At 42.5% G+C, this 17,356-nt stretch carries 18 protein-coding genes and 1 pseudogene; 5 read left to right on the top strand and 14 right to left on the bottom strand.

Features of this window, described 5'->3' with window-relative positions; all coding sequences use genetic code 11:
- Positions 1-38: 38 nt before the first annotated feature.
- The 8 genes and pseudogenes from NSS76_RS04390 to fabL form a co-directional block, all read right to left on the bottom strand.
- The gene (locus tag NSS76_RS04390) at positions 39-1,625 is read right to left on the bottom strand and encodes an ABC transporter substrate-binding protein (protein WP_151863195.1); all 1,587 of its coding nucleotides are present in this window, start codon (positions 1,623-1,625) and stop codon (positions 39-41) included.
- Positions 1,600-2,577 (bottom strand): ABC transporter ATP-binding protein, encoded by a 978-nt coding sequence (locus tag NSS76_RS04385; protein WP_080708071.1) that lies wholly within the window; start codon positions 2,575-2,577, stop codon positions 1,600-1,602. The genes NSS76_RS04390 and NSS76_RS04385 overlap by 26 nt, the downstream gene beginning before the upstream one ends.
- On the bottom strand, positions 2,546-3,568 hold the full coding sequence (locus NSS76_RS04380; RefSeq protein WP_122632170.1) for an ABC transporter ATP-binding protein: 1,023 nt from the start codon (positions 3,566-3,568) through the stop codon (positions 2,546-2,548). The genes NSS76_RS04385 and NSS76_RS04380 overlap by 32 nt, the downstream gene beginning before the upstream one ends.
- Positions 3,569-3,680: 112 nt before the next feature.
- Positions 3,681-5,423, bottom strand: a complete 1,743-nt coding sequence (locus NSS76_RS04375) for an ABC transporter ATP-binding protein (protein ID WP_133744902.1) — start codon at positions 5,421-5,423, stop codon at positions 3,681-3,683.
- A 95-nt stretch (positions 5,424-5,518) separates the two neighbouring features.
- A complete protein-coding gene (gene ntdP, locus NSS76_RS04370) occupies positions 5,519-6,049 on the bottom strand; it encodes a nucleoside tri-diphosphate phosphatase (protein ID WP_024425209.1) in 531 nt (176 codons plus the stop codon).
- 147 nt (positions 6,050-6,196) lie between these two features.
- The gene (locus NSS76_RS04365) at positions 6,197-6,457 is read right to left on the bottom strand and encodes a YgaB family protein (RefSeq protein WP_149125842.1); all 261 of its coding nucleotides are present in this window, start codon (positions 6,455-6,457) and stop codon (positions 6,197-6,199) included.
- Positions 6,458-6,631: 174 nt separating this feature from the next.
- Positions 6,632-6,781, bottom strand: a pseudogene (locus NSS76_RS04360) (gamma-type small acid-soluble spore protein); the annotation flags it as partial.
- A 75-nt stretch (positions 6,782-6,856) separates the two neighbouring features.
- Positions 6,857-7,609, bottom strand: coding sequence for an enoyl-[acyl-carrier-protein] reductase FabL (gene fabL, locus NSS76_RS04355; RefSeq protein ID WP_024425211.1), 753 nt, complete (start codon positions 7,607-7,609; stop codon positions 6,857-6,859).
- Between the two features lie 81 nt (positions 7,610-7,690).
- On the opposite strand from fabL, the gene NSS76_RS04350 reads away from it, so the two are divergent.
- Positions 7,691-7,915, top strand: coding sequence for a hypothetical protein (locus tag NSS76_RS04350; protein WP_003217808.1), 225 nt, complete (start codon positions 7,691-7,693; stop codon positions 7,913-7,915).
- Here the strand turns inward: NSS76_RS04350 and mutY are convergent.
- Positions 7,902-9,002 carry an A/G-specific adenine glycosylase gene (gene mutY, locus NSS76_RS04345; RefSeq protein WP_149125843.1) on the bottom strand — a complete coding sequence of 367 codons (1,101 nt, stop codon included), beginning with the start codon at positions 9,000-9,002 and terminating at the stop codon, positions 7,902-7,904. The genes NSS76_RS04350 and mutY overlap by 14 nt on opposite strands.
- A gap of 191 nt (positions 9,003-9,193) precedes the next feature.
- Between mutY and NSS76_RS04340 the strand changes: the two genes are divergently transcribed.
- Positions 9,194-10,174 (top strand): metal-dependent hydrolase, encoded by a 981-nt coding sequence (locus NSS76_RS04340; RefSeq protein WP_206533977.1) that lies wholly within the window; start codon positions 9,194-9,196, stop codon positions 10,172-10,174.
- 25 nt (positions 10,175-10,199) lie between these two features.
- Here the strand turns inward: NSS76_RS04340 and rsoA are convergent, their stop codons facing one another.
- Together rsoA and NSS76_RS04330 are read right to left on the bottom strand one after the other, a co-directional pair.
- Positions 10,200-10,421, bottom strand: coding sequence for a sigma-O factor regulator RsoA (gene rsoA / locus NSS76_RS04335; protein WP_029707333.1), 222 nt, complete (start codon positions 10,419-10,421; stop codon positions 10,200-10,202).
- Positions 10,369-10,971: a sigma-70 family RNA polymerase sigma factor gene (locus NSS76_RS04330; protein ID WP_206533978.1), complete on the bottom strand. Its 603-nt coding sequence runs from the start codon at positions 10,969-10,971 to the stop codon at positions 10,369-10,371. The genes rsoA and NSS76_RS04330 overlap by 53 nt, the downstream gene beginning before the upstream one ends.
- 166 nt (positions 10,972-11,137) lie before the next feature.
- Between NSS76_RS04330 and NSS76_RS04325 the strand changes: the two genes are divergently transcribed.
- The 3 genes from NSS76_RS04325 to NSS76_RS04315 all read left to right on the top strand — a co-directional run bounded on the left by NSS76_RS04325 (position 11,138) and on the right by NSS76_RS04315 (position 13,043).
- Positions 11,138-11,302, top strand: coding sequence for a YvrJ family protein (locus NSS76_RS04325; RefSeq protein WP_073204399.1), 165 nt, complete (start codon positions 11,138-11,140; stop codon positions 11,300-11,302).
- 94 nt (positions 11,303-11,396) lie between these two features.
- Positions 11,397-12,560 carry an oxalate decarboxylase family bicupin gene (locus NSS76_RS04320; protein ID WP_172881334.1) on the top strand — a complete coding sequence of 388 codons (1,164 nt, stop codon included), beginning with the start codon at positions 11,397-11,399 and terminating at the stop codon, positions 12,558-12,560.
- Positions 12,561-12,629: 69 nt separating this feature from the next.
- Positions 12,630-13,043, top strand: coding sequence for a regulatory YrvL family protein (locus NSS76_RS04315; protein WP_341080940.1), 414 nt, complete (start codon positions 12,630-12,632; stop codon positions 13,041-13,043).
- Positions 13,044-13,099: 56 nt separating this feature from the next.
- Here NSS76_RS04315 and NSS76_RS04310 read toward each other — a convergent pair whose 3' ends face one another.
- The 3 genes from NSS76_RS04310 to NSS76_RS04300 all read right to left on the bottom strand — a co-directional run bounded on the left by NSS76_RS04310 (position 13,100) and on the right by NSS76_RS04300 (position 17,337).
- Complete coding sequence (locus NSS76_RS04310; protein WP_341080939.1) at positions 13,100-15,694, bottom strand: YfhO family protein; 2,595 nt, start codon at positions 15,692-15,694, stop codon at positions 13,100-13,102.
- 87 nt (positions 15,695-15,781) lie between these two features.
- Positions 15,782-16,765: a glycosyltransferase family 2 protein gene (locus NSS76_RS04305; protein ID WP_024425218.1), complete on the bottom strand. Its 984-nt coding sequence runs from the start codon at positions 16,763-16,765 to the stop codon at positions 15,782-15,784.
- Between the two features lie 299 nt (positions 16,766-17,064).
- Positions 17,065-17,337 (bottom strand): YfhJ family protein, encoded by a 273-nt coding sequence (locus tag NSS76_RS04300; protein ID WP_122632173.1) that lies wholly within the window; start codon positions 17,335-17,337, stop codon positions 17,065-17,067.
- Positions 17,338-17,356 lie beyond the last annotated feature (19 nt).

Raw genomic sequence — 17,356 nt, 5'->3', positions numbered from 1 at the left:
TTGTTTGATAAGGGAGATACATGATCTCCCTTATTTGCTTATTCGAAATACACGTCAGTTAAAGCTTCTGAACCAGTTGGATGCGGCTGATAGCCTTTTAAATCATTAGAAGCGGCAAGCATTGGAATCGAATGCACCAATGGAATCCAAGGCGCTTCGTCATGAATGATTTCCTGCGCTTTTTTATACAGCTCATTTCGTTTCTTTTGATCTGTGTCTGTTTGCGCTTCAATGAGAATGTCATGCATTTTATCGTTTTCGAAGAATGTATAGTTGTTACCGCCAATGCTGTCTTTGTCCAGCAGTGTGTAAATGAAATTATCAGGATCGCCATTGTCCCCTGTCCAGCCTAATAAGAACACATCTGCTTCCCCTTTACTTGCTTTATCTAAATAGGTCGCCCAGTCATATGTGACAATTTCTGCTTTGACGCCGACCTTTTCAAAATTTGACTGAATGACTTCTGCTACCTTCATCCCATCTGGCATGTATGGACGTGGTACAGGCATCGCCCAAAGCTTGATGCGAAAGCCGTCAGGGAAGCCCGCTTCTTTTAATAGTTCTTTCGCTTTTTCTGGATCATACGGATATGGCTCAATGTCGTCATTGTAGCCTTCTAAAGCTGGCGGCAATGGATTTTTTGCTGGCTCAGCAAGTCCGCCATAAAATGACTCAATAATCGATTCTTTATCGACCGCATAATTGAGTGCCTGACGAACCAGCTTGTTATCAAGCGGCTTTCTTGTGACGGTCAGTCCGATATAGCCTACGTTCATCGATGGTCTTTCAATGAGCTGGAGTGCTTTATCGGTTTTAATGCCATCTAAATCTGACGGATTCACGCCATCCATTAAGTCGATCTCACCTGTTTTAAGGGCATTTAAACGAGCAGAGTTTTCTGGAATGGAGCGGAAGATGATTTGATTCAGCTTTGGTTTATCCTTCTGCCAATAATCCTCGTTTTTTTCTAACACGATACGGTCGTTTTGCTTCCACTCTTTAAACTTAAATGGTCCTGTCCCCACTGGATTTTCTCTAAATGAATCGCCGCTTTTTTCAACTGCGGCTGGACTGGCGATGCCAAATGGTGACATGGCAATGTTTTTGAGGAATGTCGCCTGCGGGCGCTTTAGCTGAAATTCAATTTCATGCTCGCCTTTGACGATGATGTCTTTAATGACATGCCCTTTATCTTTTTTATAGCCGCCAAACATACCATAGTAAGGAAACTTTTCTGCGTCTCCATTCATCCAGCGGTCAAAGTTGAATTTCACTGCTTCTGCGTTAAAGTCTGTACCATCGTGGAATTTCACACCTTTTCTTAAGTAGAACGTGTATGATTTTCCGTCCTTTGCAACATCCCATTCTGTTGCGAGGCCAGGATGGATGGTCGTGTCTTTCTCACCGTAATTCAAAAGCTTTTCAAATATATTCTCTGTGACCTTAAAGGTTTCGCCTTCTGTTGTTGTGATTGGATCTAGTGAAGTGGAATCTCCCCCTCTGCCAAATACGAGGGTATCTTTTGTTGCCTTTTCTTCTGATGTCGGTGAAGACGAGCATCCCCCTAAAAAGAGCGCCAGTGCCAGCACAAAAATGAAACTACTGAATAACCATGTCTTCTTCATTGTGTTCCTCCTTTTGATATAAATAACACGCGGCCGCGTGCCCCGGTGCCTCCTCATACAAAGCAGGAACTGCTTTCAGGCATTTCTCCCATCTTTTTGGACACCTTTTGTAGAAAGGACAGCCGCCGCGTTCCGTCATTGTGGTTTCTTCTGCTGCCACATCTTGCGCCTCTAGTACGTGATCCATATGTGGAATGGATTTCAGAAGCAGCGACGTATAGGGATGAAGCGGGCTGTGAAACACATCTTCGGCAGGCCCCATCTCCACAATGCGCCCAGCATACATGACGGCGATCCGGTCACTCATATATCTGACAACCCCAAGGTCGTGAGAAATAAACAGATACGTCAGAGAAAGCGTCTTTTGCAATTCAAGCATCAAATTCAAAATTTGCGCTTGAACGGATACATCTAAAGCCGAAACTGGTTCATCGGCAATAACTAGACTTGGGTGCGTAATAAGTGCTCTAGCGATACCGATACGCTGCCTTTGTCCGCCGCTGAATTGATGCGCATAACGTTCCCCGTAAGACGGATCAAACCCAACAATGTGCAGCATCTCTTTTACCCGTTTCCGTCTTTCTGCTTTCGTCCCATGCTGATGGACAATCAGCGGTTCCTCTAAAATATCTTTGATTTTCATTCTCGGATTTAAAGAAGCATATGGATCTTGAAAGATCATTTGAATATCTTTTCTTAAGGAACGCATGTCTCGTTCTTTTAGAAGGGTGATCTCCTGCCCTTTTAATTGAATAGAGCCTGACGTCGGTTCAGTCAATCTCATTAGGCTTTTGCCAAGTGTTGATTTACCGCAGCCTGATTCACCAACAATGCCAAGCGTTTCTCCTTCCTTCACGTGAAAGGACACTTGATTTAATGCCAAAGTCGATTGTTTATGTTTAGAAAAAAAAGCGGCTGTGTCATACCGTTTTGTCAGCTGATTCACTTGCAAGAGTGGGTGACTCAGTGTCTTCTCCTCCTTCCATTAGAAAACATGCCACGCGGTGATTGTGTTCTATGGATTGTAAGGCTGGATCTTTTTCAAGACATTGCGCCATTTGATATGGGCAGCGTGGTGCAAATTGACAGCCGGACCGGATGGCCCCTGGCTTTGGCACATGACCTGCAATAGAGATGAGTTTTTCTTTTTTCTCTTTAAACGATGGGACTGAGGCGAAAAGACCTTTCGTGTAGGGATGCAGAGGTTTTTGGAAAATACGGTCAACGGTTCCTTCTTCTACAATTCGACCGGCATACATAATCATGACTCGCTGGCATATTTGCCGCACGACACCTAGATCATGGGTAATAAATAAAATAGCAGTGTCCATTTCTTCGTTCAGCTTTTTGAGCAGACGAAGGATTTGTGCTTGGATGGTTACATCAAGTGCAGTTGTCGGTTCATCAGCGATCATGAGCTTTGGGTGACAAAGCATTGCCATCGCAATCATGACTCGCTGGCGCATGCCGCCTGATAATTCATGTGGATATTTTTTAAGCAGCGATTCCGCTTGCTTCAACCCAACTGTTTCAAGAAGATCAACCGCCTTCGCTTTTGCTTCTTTTTGACCGATTGCTTGATGTGTGAAAAGGGCTTCCGTCATTTGTTTGCCGATGGTCATTAATGGGTTCAGAGAGGTCATGGGCTCTTGGAAAATCATCGAAATGTCATTTCCTCTTATCTCTCGCCACTGTTTCTCTGAAAGTGACAGCAGATTTTGCCCTTCGAAATGGACCTCGCCCGTTGTATCGGTTTGCTGATTCAATCCCATTAATGACATGCTTGTGATACTTTTCCCGCAGCCAGATTCGCCCACAATTCCTAACGTTTCCCCTTTTTGAATCGAGAACGATATGTGATGGACGATGGGCACTTTTTGCTTTTTCTGCTGAAACGCAATGGACAGCTGTTTGACATCTAGCAGCACGTCTTGTTCTTTCACATATTCACCACCCCGTCATACTTTTTAAAATTGTATTGAGACAAGCTGGGAAATATGTCATGTTTTTGACAAGCATAAAAAAGCCTATCCGCTAGAATCGGATAGGCTTCTACTAATTTAATGTTTGAATGGTAAATAAATGACGATAGTGGCTGTCTTGATTCATTAATTCTTCGTGTGTTCCCTTTTCCACAATTTCGCCTTGTTCCATGACCACAATTTGGTCAGCGTGTGTAATGGTTGATAATCGGTGTGCGACAATAAAGGTTGTGCGATCCTTCGCCAGCTTTTGCATCGCTTCTTGAATGTAATGCTCACTTTCTAAATCAAGTGCAGACGTCGCTTCGTCTAAAATTAAAAGCGGTGGATTTTTTAGAAATACTCTTGCAATGGAAATCCGCTGTTTTTGTCCGCCTGACAGCTTCACGCCCCGTTCTCCTACTTTCGTGTCATATCCTTCAGGAAGAGACATAATAAAATCATGGGCGTTTGCCGCTTTTGCAGCCGACACGATTTTTTCAAAAGATGCTTCAGGGTCACCAACCGCAATATTTTCTTTAATTGTGTCACTGAATAGGAACGTATCCTGCAGCACCATTCCGACTTGATTTCGAAGACTTCTTGCTTTGTACTCTTTGATATCAATGCCGTCAATTTCAAGTGACCCGTTCGTCACATCATAAAACCTTGGAATTAAGCTGACGAGTGTCGACTTCCCTCCACCGCTCATTCCTACAAGGGCAACCGTTTGTCCTTTTTCTACTTTCAAGGAGATATTGTGCAGAATCTCTTCCTGCGTGTGTTCATAACGAAACGACACATGTTTAAACTCTACCTCTCCTTTTAAATGATTGGCTTCTTTTGCATTCGGCCGGTCTGTGACCTCATATGGCTCATCAATAAACTCAAAGATCCGATCCATTGATGCAACGGACTGGGTTAACGTCGTGGATGAGTTAATGAGACGGCGAATCGGATTATACATCCGGTCAATATAGCCGACAAAGGCGATCATCGTCCCAATTGAAAGCGACCCGTTAATCACGGTGTAACCCGCAAATGCAATGATTAACAGCGGCGCAATGTCGGTGATGGTATTGACGACAGCAAATGTTTTTGCATTCCAATTCGTATGGTTGATTGCTTTGTTTAAGAAATTTTTGTTTTCATCATGAAAATTCTCTTGTTCATATTCTTCAATCGCAAAGCTTCGAATGACCGGCATTCCTTGTACTCGCTCATGCAGGTGCCCTTGCACTTCAGCCAGCGCCTGTGACCGCTCTTTTGTCAGCTTACGAAGCCGTCCGTAAAAATACTTTACTGCAAACGCGTATAGCGGAAAAATAATGACAGACACGATGGTGAGCTTCAGATCCAGTGTACACATAATAGCGATCACGATCAGTACAGTCATCATATCCAGCCAAATGTTCATAAGACCTGTGATGACAAATTCCTTTGTCTGCTCCACATCGTTGATCACTCTTGAAATAATTTCTCCTGTTCTCGTGTTGGCATAATAACGAAGACTTAGCTTTTGAATATGCGAGAACAGCTTCTCCCGAATATCAAACAAAACCTTACTGCCTGTCCACTGAGCGTAGTATTGTCTATAGTATTCAACAGGCGGCCTCAACACTAAAAATAATACGAGCATGATTCCCATTATGATCAGTAGAGTTGATGTCTTTTCTTCAGCTGACCCCGAGCCTTGAATGACATCATCAATGACATATTTTAAAAGCAGAGGCAAGGTTAAGGGAATCGAGAACTTAATCATTCCGATGACCATTGTCAATGCAATCTGTTTTTTATACGGTGTTACAAAAGCCATGTAGCGTTTAATGACCCCCATGTAAATCTCCTTCCCAATCTATCAGTGCCTCTTATCCGTACGCAGTCAAAAACCTGTTAGCCTAAAAAGCCAAACAGGTTTTTCGATGCTCTTGCTTATTTTGTATAATGTAAAAAACGTTCATACCACATATCCACAAATTCAGGAGCAAACGGACCTTTCCGCTGGTGAATCCAATGCAGTAATGTATTCAGATGCTCTCTTAAGATACTATCGATTTCTTTTGGATAATTCATCTGCCTCTTATGATCTGCATATTCGTCCTCATCCAAAATATTGTACGTCATGTCTGGAAAGACTTTGACGTCTAAATCGTAATCAATATACTTAATTGCCTCATCATCTGTCGCAAAAGGAGAGCTGATGTTGCAGTAATAATATACCCCATCATCTCTAAGCATCCCAATTACATTAAACCATTGTTTTGCATGGAAATAGCAAATAGCCGGTTCTCTCGTCATCCAAGTACGGCCGTCGGATTCAGTCACCATTGTACGGTCGTTTGCACCAATGATACACAATTCCGTTGCTTTCAGAATGGTGGTTTCATTCCAAATCCTGTGGATCAAGCCATTATGTTTATAGCTTTGAATTTGGATGGTTTCTCCTTCCTTGGGATAGCCCATATTTTCTCCCCTACTTTCTATAACAAACAAACCTAACAGTCCAAAGACCTAATTTCCCAACTAAACATGTCTCTATTATATTATACCGTTACATCATTAAAAAATGAAATGAAAAAGCCATTCAACCCAATTGAACGGCACACTGACTTACATCACGCTAGAACTCTTTTCCATCTGTTTATATGAATTGATGACCTCTTCTGTCTGTTTTTTAAACAAGGTTTGCACTTTTTGCAGTTCCTCACGTTTCTGTTTGATCTGATCACAAAGCCTATGCCACTCTTCTTTTTTTTCATCCTGCAGCAATTGTTTTTCTGTTTCTAAGCATAGATCGAGTTCTCCCTGCACATCGAGCAGCTGATCCATGAGCTGCATTTGTTCTTTTACAAGCTGATCGAAATCAGACATCTAACTCCTCCCTTTTTATCGAATCCACTTTTTGTCTGTATACCATTTCTTGAAAGAAGGAGGAAATCCTTTGACTGTTTATGTAGAGGTTTTACAGGTTTTGTCGGATGGTGGTGAGGGGCAAAAAGAAAAGCACTTCATTCGTATATGAAGTGCTTTCCTTTGTTTCAGTGATTAGCTGTTTTGTTGTTTGTTTTGCTCAGCTTTTTGGTTGTATTTTTTTACGTGCTGTGCGTCAGTCTCGCTAGCAAATTCAGTGCCGTATTGACCACCTTGTGCAGCAGCTTGGTTTTGTTTCTTCACTTGTTGTGCGTTTGTTTTGTTTTGTTGTTGATCCATCATTATCACCTCCACGCACATTAATTTGTGCAGAAGGTGTACATCCTATTCATGATTTTTTTAAACAAGCAAAGAACGTCCGCCATCTACAATAATCGTCTGGCCTCTAATCATGTCTGCTTTGCCTGATACAAGGAATTCCACGCTGTCGACCATGTCTTTAATTTCCACCATTCGGCCGGCAGGTGTATTTTTCTTCGCATCTTCTAAAAGCTCTTCACGGTTCGGGAAGTGCTTAAGTGCATCGGTATCGATCGCGCCGCCTGATACAGCGTTGACGACGATATTTTTTTGTGAAAGCTCAACAGAAAGGTAACGTGTTAAAGCTTCTAGTGCTGCTTTTGATACGCCGACGACTGTGTAATTTTCAAGGTAGCGGATAGAGCCAAGAGAACTAATGCTGACGATATGTCCGCCGCCGTTTTTCTCCATTAGTTTCGCCGCTTCTTGTCCGCAGAATAACAAGGCTTTCGCATTGATATTCATCGTCCAGTCCCAATGATTTTCTTCAAGGTCCATAATGGGACGCTGAACACCTGATGCCGCATTGTTTACAAATACATCTAAACGGCCAAAGGTTTCGTCAATTTGCTGAAACATGTCTTTGATTTTCTCAGGCTGGCCTACATTTGCTTTGACAACCAATGTTTTGACACCCATCGCTTCAATTTCTTCCGCTGTTTCAAGTGCGGCTTTTTTGCTTCTCGCATAGTTAATGACAATGTCATATCCTTTTTCAGCGAGGCGAAGGGCTACTTCCTTCCCTACTCCTCTGCTGCTTCCTGTAATTAATGCACATTTACGTTGACTCATTATGGTTCATCTCCTGATTTGAATAGTTTTCGTTCATTCGCTTCACACTAATAGGAAAGTTCCTATTAGGAGGTTACATTCATGTATGTCGGACGCGATTTAAGCCAGCTTGGCATGATGTCCAAGGATCAATGGAAAGATACTGAGCTTGCTTACTTTCATCATGCTTTCCAACAAATTTTACCTTATTTGAATGAAGAAGGGCAATCTAAGTATCGAGAAATCATTTCTGAAATCGAAGACCGCGGGGGTCTGCACCGAAATGAAGCTGATTATACCCACGGGACAACGGTTAAATATGACTAGGCTGCTCAAGTGCCAGCTTCCAAATTTTTTGGTGTGAGACTGGCAAAGCATATGCCTCAAATTCTTCTGTTGTGACTTTTTTCAGCTTCGTGTCATCAGATACAGAGGTAACTCGTCCAAAGAAAACAGAAATATTCCAGATGAGGTGGGTAAATACATGCTGAATGGTGCCTTCTAAATCACCAAGCTCCGCTTGTACACCCGCCTCCTCTTTTAAGAAATCAATCAGCTGCTCTTTTTCCGTTTTTCTTCCCTTCATGGTTTCCATGTTAGGGAATTCCCATAAATTCGCAAGCAGGCCTGTACTTGGCCGCTTATGAATATATAGGTTGCCTGCGTCATCAAATAACACCGCTGCTGCCATTGATTTTGCAGTCGGCTTTTTCTTTTTGCTTTTCACTGGGAGCTCATACTGAACGCCTTCCTCGAATGCCGAGCAATGCATGTTCACAGGGCAAATGAGGCAGGCAGGGGATGTTGGGGTACAAATGAGCGCACCAAGCTCCATCAGCCCTTGATTAAATTCTGACGGCTTTTCCCGGGAAATGAGCTGATCGACCGCAAACTCGAAAATGTTTCTCGTTTTTGGTTTTGCAATATCATCCCATATGGACAAAATACGAGAAATGACCCTCATGACGTTGCCGTCTACCGCAGGATACGGCTTGTTATAGGCGATACTCAGCACTGCGCCGCTCGTATACGGGCCTACACCTTTGAGCTTTGAAAATTGCTCTTTCGTATTAGGGACAATACCATCGTAGGATTCATATACTTCTTTCACAGCTGCCTGTAAATTACGCACTCTTGAGTAGTAGCCAAGACCTTCCCATGCTTTCATGACCTTTTCTTCATCAGCTAAAGCGAGATCCTTCACCGTCGGGAATTGCTCCATAAACCGGTTGAAATACGGAATGACCGTATCTACTCTCGTTTGCTGAAGCATGACTTCTGATACCCAGACGCGGTATGGATCTTGATTTTCACGCCATGGCAATGTTCGTTGTTCTTTTTCATACCAATCAATTAAATCATGCTGAAAGCCCGCAATATCTTTGCGGTCCAGCTTTTCTTGAATGTCTTTCATATCTATACTCCTTCTCATTGGACCGAGGGCTAACGTTCTGAATAGAACCTTATTTGTTGTATACTGTTTGTAGATACGTTAACATGTTACATTAAATCGGGATAAAGCAAAAGTGATTTTGCACATAGTCTTGATTGGAGACGTATACTTTGTATGATTGTTCCTAAGCATGACAACTAGGAGGTAATCAATTGGACACTGGTACTCATGTAGTAATGGGCATTTCTCTTGGGGGACTTGCACTTTTAGATCCAGCCGTCAGCGCAGATCCACACATGGCACACGCCGTGATGATCGCGACCATCGCCGGCTCCCAAGCACCAGACATTGATACTGTGCTAAAACTAAAAAATAATGCGGTTTATATAAGAAATCACCGAGGATTTACACATTCCATTCCGGCTGTACTGTTTTGGTCATTGCTAATTCCGGCTGTGATTTTCCCATTTGTGCCGGGGGCGAATATACTTCACCTTTGGTTATGGACACTATTAGCCGTTGTGCTTCATGTGTTTGTCGATATTTTCAATGCATACGGCACGCAGGCCATTCGTCCATTTTCGAAGAAATGGGTAGCACTTGGGATCATTAATACGTTTGATCCGTTTATCTTTTTTACACACCTTGTCGCTATTGTCGTTTGGGCGATTGGCGGTCATCCCGGCTATACGTTCATTACGCTGTATGCCGTGATTTTCTGTTACTATATCGTCAGGGTCATCATGCAGCTTCAGATTAAACGTCAGCTGCGTGCACGATTCGATGAAATTGAAGAGATTATCATTTCGCCTACAATGAAGTTCAGACAATGGCGCATTGCCGTGAAATGTAAATCCTCTTTCCATGTTGGGCGCAGCATGAATGGAGAAGTCGTCATTTTAGACACGTTTAACCGTGTGCCGGTCCCGGATACTGAAATTATGAAAATTGCCAAACAAGATGAAAACATTTCAGCCTTTCTCTCCTTCTCCCCTGTCTACCGGTGGGAAGTGGATAAATTTAAGGATCATTATGAGGTGCGGTTCATTGATTTGCGCTACCGAAGCAAAGGTCATTATCCTTTTGTCGCGATCTGCCATATCGACATGGACCACCAAATCAAAAATTCCTATACCGGCTGGATTTTCAGTGAGGAAAAACTGCAAAAAAAATTAAGACTCGGCTCTGTGTGAGCGAGTCTTTTTTTGTACTTCACTTTTACAACTTCGTCATATATTCCACAATAAACTCCCAAAATCCAGGTCCTTCTTGGTAAATCAGCCGGTCTATTTTTTCGATGAGTTTGATATAGAGTTCTTGTTCGAGGTCTTCTCTTTCTTGATATGCCGTGTTTTGTAGTTTCTTTTTGATCATGGGTGTGAAGGTTTCAATGAGTTCTTCCATTTCTCCATTGGTCATTTTGTCTTCGTGCACGGACATCTCCCCCTGTTTCTTCTTTTAGTTTGTTGAGTGCTTTTTTGTGAATGTTTGAGATGTTTTGTCTTGTTTCGCCTAACTGATCGGCTATTTCCTTCATCGTTTGGCCTTCGACATAGATTTGGGTTAGGACCATTTTTTGTTTGTCTGTGAGCTGCTGGTAGGCCTTGTACAATGTTTGATCTTGCAGATGCTCCCCTAGGTCTTGCTGGTTGAAGAGCACGGCTTCATACGTATCTGTTTGAACAGGGTCTTTCACTTCTTGCGTATCAGGATGATCGAGTATGAGCGGAAAACGCTGCTGCTTCTTTTTTACTCGTTTATCAAAGTCGACTGAAAAGATGCGTATCATTGTGGAGATATACTTGATGATGCGGATTTTCTGATAGAACTGTTTGAACTCGGAATCTAGTTTTTTGGCATTTTCCTCGTTTGGCTCTTCCATGACCTGCCGGAGCAGCTGCTCGTTTTTCGGATTGCTTAAAAACTGCTGAATGAGCGGGTGATCAATGATTTCGTTCCATTTTGCTTTCAATAACAGCCGATAATCCATGTGCATCCTCCCCTTTGTTCCCTCTACTAGCATTAAGTGGACAAAAGTTAAAAAAAGTAAACTTCGTGAAACGGGTCTAATGATTCATTTTATCCCCCTCTGCTTTCCTTTTTCTTCTTTCATACCACTTATATAGAAGACGAGCATCCGCTGGGAGGTGAGACAAATGGAGACCTTTTTTTCGGAGGAATGGCTGAAGCAGCTCGGTCAGGCTGGCTTCCCTGCCATTTTGACAGTGTACTTGCTGACACGCTTTGAACGAAAGTTTGATGAATTAAGCAAACTCATCCAACGATTAGTCGCTGCTCAAAAAAATGATGAATCAGATTGACATCTGCTTGATTCGTTTCACCTTATGAAAACGAGGGCGAAATGAAAGGCCTTTTGTCACCTCACACAATACGATGTTGAAAGGGGATTTTATCATGAGTGAAAAGCAAAATGGAATACCACAGCCGATTCGAGGAGAAAAAGGAGCAACGGTCAAAATTCCACGTAATCTCGAGCGGGACAGACAAAATCCAGATATGCTCACGCCGCCAGAAACCGATCATGGAACGGTCTCCAACCTGAAATATTCTTTTTCTGATACACACAATCGTTTAGAAAAAGGCGGCTACGCCCGTGAGGTAACAGTACGTGAACTGCCGATCTCTAAAAGTCTTGCATCTGTTAATATGCGGTTAAAGCCTGGTGCGATTCGTGAGCTTCACTGGCATAAGGAAGCGGAATGGGCGTACATGATTTATGGGGAAGCCCGGATTACATCGGTTGATGCAGAGGGGCGCAATTTTACAGAGGATGTGACTGAGGGTGATTTGTGGTACTTCCCTTCTGGCCTGCCGCACTCTATCCAAGCACTTGAACCGGGAGCTGAATTCTTGCTTGTGTTTGATGATGGGTCATTCTCAGAAAATAGTACGTTCCAAGTAACCGATTGGCTTGCCCACACGCCAGAGGAAGTCGTGCTCAAGAACTTCGGTATGACAAAAGAGCAGTTTGACAAGCTGCCAGAGAAAGAAAAGTATATTTTCCAAAAAGGAATTCCTGGTTCCCTTGAATGTGACAAGGTGAAAACAGAGCAAGGAGAAGTCCCGAATTCCTTTAAATATGAGCTGTTAAAACAGAAGCCGATTACATCAAGCGGCGGACAAGTGTGGATTGCGGACTCTACCAATTTCAAAGCATCTAAAACGATTGCATCCGCTCTTGTGAAAGTTGATCCAGGTGCCATTCGCGAGCTGCACTGGCATCCAAATACGGATGAATGGCAATATTTTATTTCTGGAAAAGCACGAATGACGGTATTTGCTTCTGATGGACATGCGAGAACCTTCAACTATCAGGCCGGAGACGTTGGATATGTCCCATTTGCGATGGGGCATTATGTAGAGAATACAGGCGACGAACCGCTTTATTTCTTAGAAATCTTTAAGAGCGATCATTATGCAGACATCTCACTCAATCAGTGGCTTGCGGTCACACCGAAACAGCTTGTTCTTGATCATTTAGATCAAGGCGAAGACTTCTTAAAACTGCTTGATACTGAAAAACATCCTGTGATCGCTGCGCCTAAAAAAGAGGATTAACATATGACTTCCTGCAAAAAGGCTGTCCTTTTTGCAGGTATCTTCATGTAAAGGAGTGTTTGTTCACCTATGCAGCAATCTGTTCACGCTTTATGGCAAGGGCTGAAATGGCTCATGGCGGCGTCTGCTGTCTGTTACATATTTTTGTTGTTTTGTGTACTGTTCTTTCATTTAACGGGTGCTTTTTATCAATCGATTTTATCGATGCTTTTATTTATGGGCATCTATGTGGTACTTGGGATATCCTTTGAGCATGTGGAGCATGTGCTTATGAGAGTTGTTAGAAAATGCCGTTCCAAAAAACGCTCCATCGTTTTCTATGCCATATCCATTCATCTTTTGTTTATTTGGAGTGCTGTCTATTTATCAGATGAATTGGTAGGCGGCATTTTACTGTCTACTTCTGAGGAAATCCTCTTTGCTCTAAGCCTTTGGTTGTTTCATTTTTTGTTTGATTATGCGACGTTTTCGTGTGAGAAATAAGCTTAGTGATTTGCTTCATATAATCGATCAGCCCTTGGAAGATAAAAAAACACCACTTATGATGAAAAGTGGTGTTTCTTGTGTTTTCTCCGTGCATATAGGATCGCAACGATCAAACTGACGAGTGAAATCAACGCGAGAATTCTGATATAAGGCGGATAGTAGGTTAGCACAATCTCGTTTTTGCCTTTTTCTATTGGAAAACCGATAAAGGCGTAATTGGCTTGTTCAATATCGGTCTGCTGACCGTTTACTGTGAGCTCCCAGCCTTTTTCATATGGTACTGGCAGAACCATATAATCATCGCCGCGTTTGTTATCATATGAAATCGTAAAGCGGTTGTTTTCGAGCTTTACCTGCTGGCTGCCATTATCCTGTTTTTCTTTTTCATATGCCTTTTCTAGGATGCGGTAAGGCTCTTGATACAGTTTCAATTGATCGAGCTCATATGTCCCTTTTGGCACTCGAATCGAAAGTATTTTCTCAGCAGGAACCCGAATCGTCACTTCATTGACGCCTGTTTTGTAAATGGATGTATTGCTTTTTCGTGAGGTGACGTAGTTGTCAACGGATAACTGAAATCCTTCGTTCCGGTCTGTCCGCTTCACATAAAAGCTCACATACACATCCCCAGCGCGGGCCATATCATCTGGCAGCGTGATATTCAGGCCGCCTGTTTCTCCGTATACATCAAGCACGCCATGTTCGTATACGGCTTGTTCCGTATGAATCTTTGTATCCTTGACTCGATCTGGCGCGTGCTCAATTTCAGCGTTTCCTTTTTTGTCTAAAATCACACCTTGCAGCATCGCATGCTCTCTATCAAGCGCTGAGGCATCCTTTAAAGATTCTTCTGAATAGATGGTGCTTGTTGTTCTTGCAAATGGCAGTGGCCGTGTATTTTCATACACTTTATAATGCTCGCTTTCCAATATTGGCTTAAAATAAGCTGGCGGTGAGTAAGGCATAATGTTGTCTCTCATATAATACTTTCCATAGGTCAGGCTGTATAAATTCGCTCTGTCCCCCATTGTTGCATAACGGCTGACACTTTCACGTCCCATATCGATTTGCAGGTCATTCCAGTAGAAATTGAGCAAATGTTTATTTAATATACTTGAATACGCACTCATGCCTTGAAAGCCTTCAAATAACGGGGTATTGTTGCGCACGCCGTTCATCCAATCAATCCGGGCAAGCGGATCTTTTGAAGAGCGGCTTTGAATCTGCTGAATGAGCTTCATTTGCTCATGTCCAGCATACGCCTCACTATTCAGATACGTATCTGATACGCTCTTAATATTGCTTCTTTCAGATAAATAGCCCTGCTGATACACGCCTGCTGTCAGTAAGCTGAAAGCGATGAGCACAGCTGAAATGAGACGAAGGTGCTGGCGTTTTTCCGCATGAATCACAAGGAAAAACAAGCTGATCACAAGCAGTCCTATGCCTGTAAATACAACAACATCCATATTTCCCTTTGCTCGTTCTGATAAGATGACTGCGAGAAGAAACACGATCCAAGCGCCTAAGACCGCACGCTTTTTCCACTTCCACTCGATTTGCGAGAAATGCTTGATGGTGATGGCTACGACCGCCCCAACTGTAAAGGCAAGAATGTATTCAAACCTGTACTGCGGTGCTGAAAAACCATTAAACACGCTCGCCATCTTTGGACTGTAGTGAAAAACAATGAGCAGAACGCTGATCGATGTAAACATGAAAAACCACCTGTTCCGGTAAAGCGGAACGAGGAACATACAAATGAGAAAGATGACAGGTAATAAATACACCCTGCTAGTAAACAGCAGATGATCATGCAGATCAAACCAAGGTATAGATTGATCATATGGCGGTCTTATATTATTCAGAAATCCATAGACAGACGGGACAAAAAAGGCAGCACTGATTCCAAAGGATAACAGCGTAGAAACCGCCAGCGTCCAGAACACCTTCCACCCATGCTCCTCACTTCGAAGCTTGATGATATATCTGAAGACAAGATAGATCGCTAAAAAGATAAAATGAATATAAGCAAAGTAAAAATTGTTGATGAGCATCAGGCTGCACGCCGCAATAAACCAAGCCGGCTTACCAGTTTTGAAAATCCGTTCAACCCCAAGCACCAGCAGCGGGAGCCACATCATGCTGTCGGTGAAAAACTCCCAAAATGTTTGATGTCGAAAATACACAATAGACAATCCGTAAATTGCGGCTCCTGTGAATGCACTCAGCCTATGCTGAACCATTGAATGGAGCACACGGTAAGCGATGAAAAGAATAAGCGTCAACTTGATCACACTCAGCCAAATGACGGCATTTGCCCAGAAATGGATGTCCGTTGACTGGATGAGATGAAGCGCATTCATCAGCCAGACGACAGCGACTGTAACCATAAAGACAGTCGACGTTGTGAAATAATAACCTAATTGCGTATATGTACCGCCGCCTAGACCGAATTGATAGGAATAAAAGAAGTTCCCTTTGACGTATTCATCGTACAGCAGCTTTTTAAATGGGAGCATTTGTGAGATCCCGTCTCCATCTCCTGTCATGTACCGGCCTTGGGTATATTCATATAAGAAAAAGGAGTGTCCTAATAAAGCGAGAATGAGGCACATTCCTATTAGTATCCATCTACGTTTCATCATCTAAATCCTTTCCACAAAAGATCCACTATTCTTTGAAACAAAACAACCCAGCAAGCGATTCGTGCTTGCCGGTTATTTGACTCCACGTTATTTAAATAACTGTGTTAACACTCGATCTTGTTCCTTTGAGCTTGTCTCTTGTTCCATCACATTTGATTCCTGGATTAAATAATGCGGCCTCTTTTTCGTTTCATAATAAATACGGCCAATATATTCTCCAATCACGCCTAGACTCAAAAGCTGGACACCTCCGAGGAACAGCACAGCCGATATTAAAGTAAAATAACCTGGCACCATAATGCCCGTTCTGACGATTTGAATAAAGGTGGCCACGATGTAAATCAATGAGAGAAATAAGATCAGTATGCCAGTATAAAAACAAATTCGCAGCGGGCGGTTGTTAAAGGAAATGACGCCATCTATGCCATAGTTAAATAATTTCTTCAGTGACCATTTTGTATCACCATGCTGTCTTTCTACATTTTCATAATAGATGACCTTTTCTTCAAACCCAATCCAGCAAAAAAGCCCTTTCGAAAAACGATTTCCCTCTTTCAGCTGGAGAAGTGCATCGATGGCTTGGCGTGAAATTAAACGGAAATCCCCGACGCCATCACGCAAGTCCACTTCTACTACCTTGTTCATCACCTTATAGTACATGGATGACAGGTATGAGCGCAGCTTGCTGTCACCTTTACGATTCCGTTTGGCAATGACTTGATGATAGCCTTCTTCATACCCTCTGACAAAGTCCTGAATTAAATACGTCGGGTGCTGCAGATCGGCGTCCATAATAATCGCAGCGGCTCCTTTTGCATGTTCAAGACCTGCCAAAATAGCGGCTTCCTTTCCAAAGTTACGCGAAAAGGAAATATATTTAACCTTTGCACTTTTGCGAGAGAGCTCTCTCATGTATTGAAGCGTGTTGTCTTTGCTTCCATCATTTACAAAGATGATTTCAAAGTCATAATGAAAATCGCGAAACTCTTCCTCGAGTGCCTCAAAGATTCGTCTGATGTTTTCACCTTCATTGTAAGAAGGAATTATAACAGAGAGCAGTTCCCGTTCCATATCGCACCTTCTCTTCACTTTTTTCACATAGTCTGATATGTTCATTATTCCTTTTTTGTCAGAAAACGAAACCCTTTTTTATTATCCATAAATTACATGTCTCTTCAATCGTTTCATTATATCAGAGTTTTATTTCCAGTGATTTTCGGCAGGATGAATTTAATGTAATTTTAAGTTTAATCATTGTAAAAAGCCTGTAATTTCGATCACAGACTGGGTATTGTTTCATAAAGTTATTTGTTCATTTGTATATTTTCCAAATGATTGAAAAAGATGAATGGAAGTAAAAGGGCAACCTTTTAGTGAAGCAGCCCTCGATTGTTTTGTTGCAGATGCTCATTTGCCTTTGATTGTTTATTTTGAAATAGATGCAGCTGCGCGCCGTAGCTCTCGATCCACTCTTGGACAATTCGCTGTGTTGTTTCTTGTCCTTTATACTTGCGGCCAGCCTTTGCATAAGTCGTTTCAAAATCACTCCAAAGCAGCTCTACCCATGTACGTGCTTCGTCATATGTCAGCATATTGTTTTTTTCCATAAGTTGTTCTGTTAATCGCTCAAAGTATTGTTCCATGCCTGTTCCTCCTTCATCT

This window comes from Bacillus sp. FSL R5-0654, assembly GCF_038008745.1.
In the GTDB taxonomy this organism is placed as follows: Bacteria; Bacillota; Bacilli; order Bacillales; family Bacillaceae; genus Bacillus; species Bacillus safensis.
This window is presented reverse-complemented; position numbering and strand designations above follow the sequence as displayed.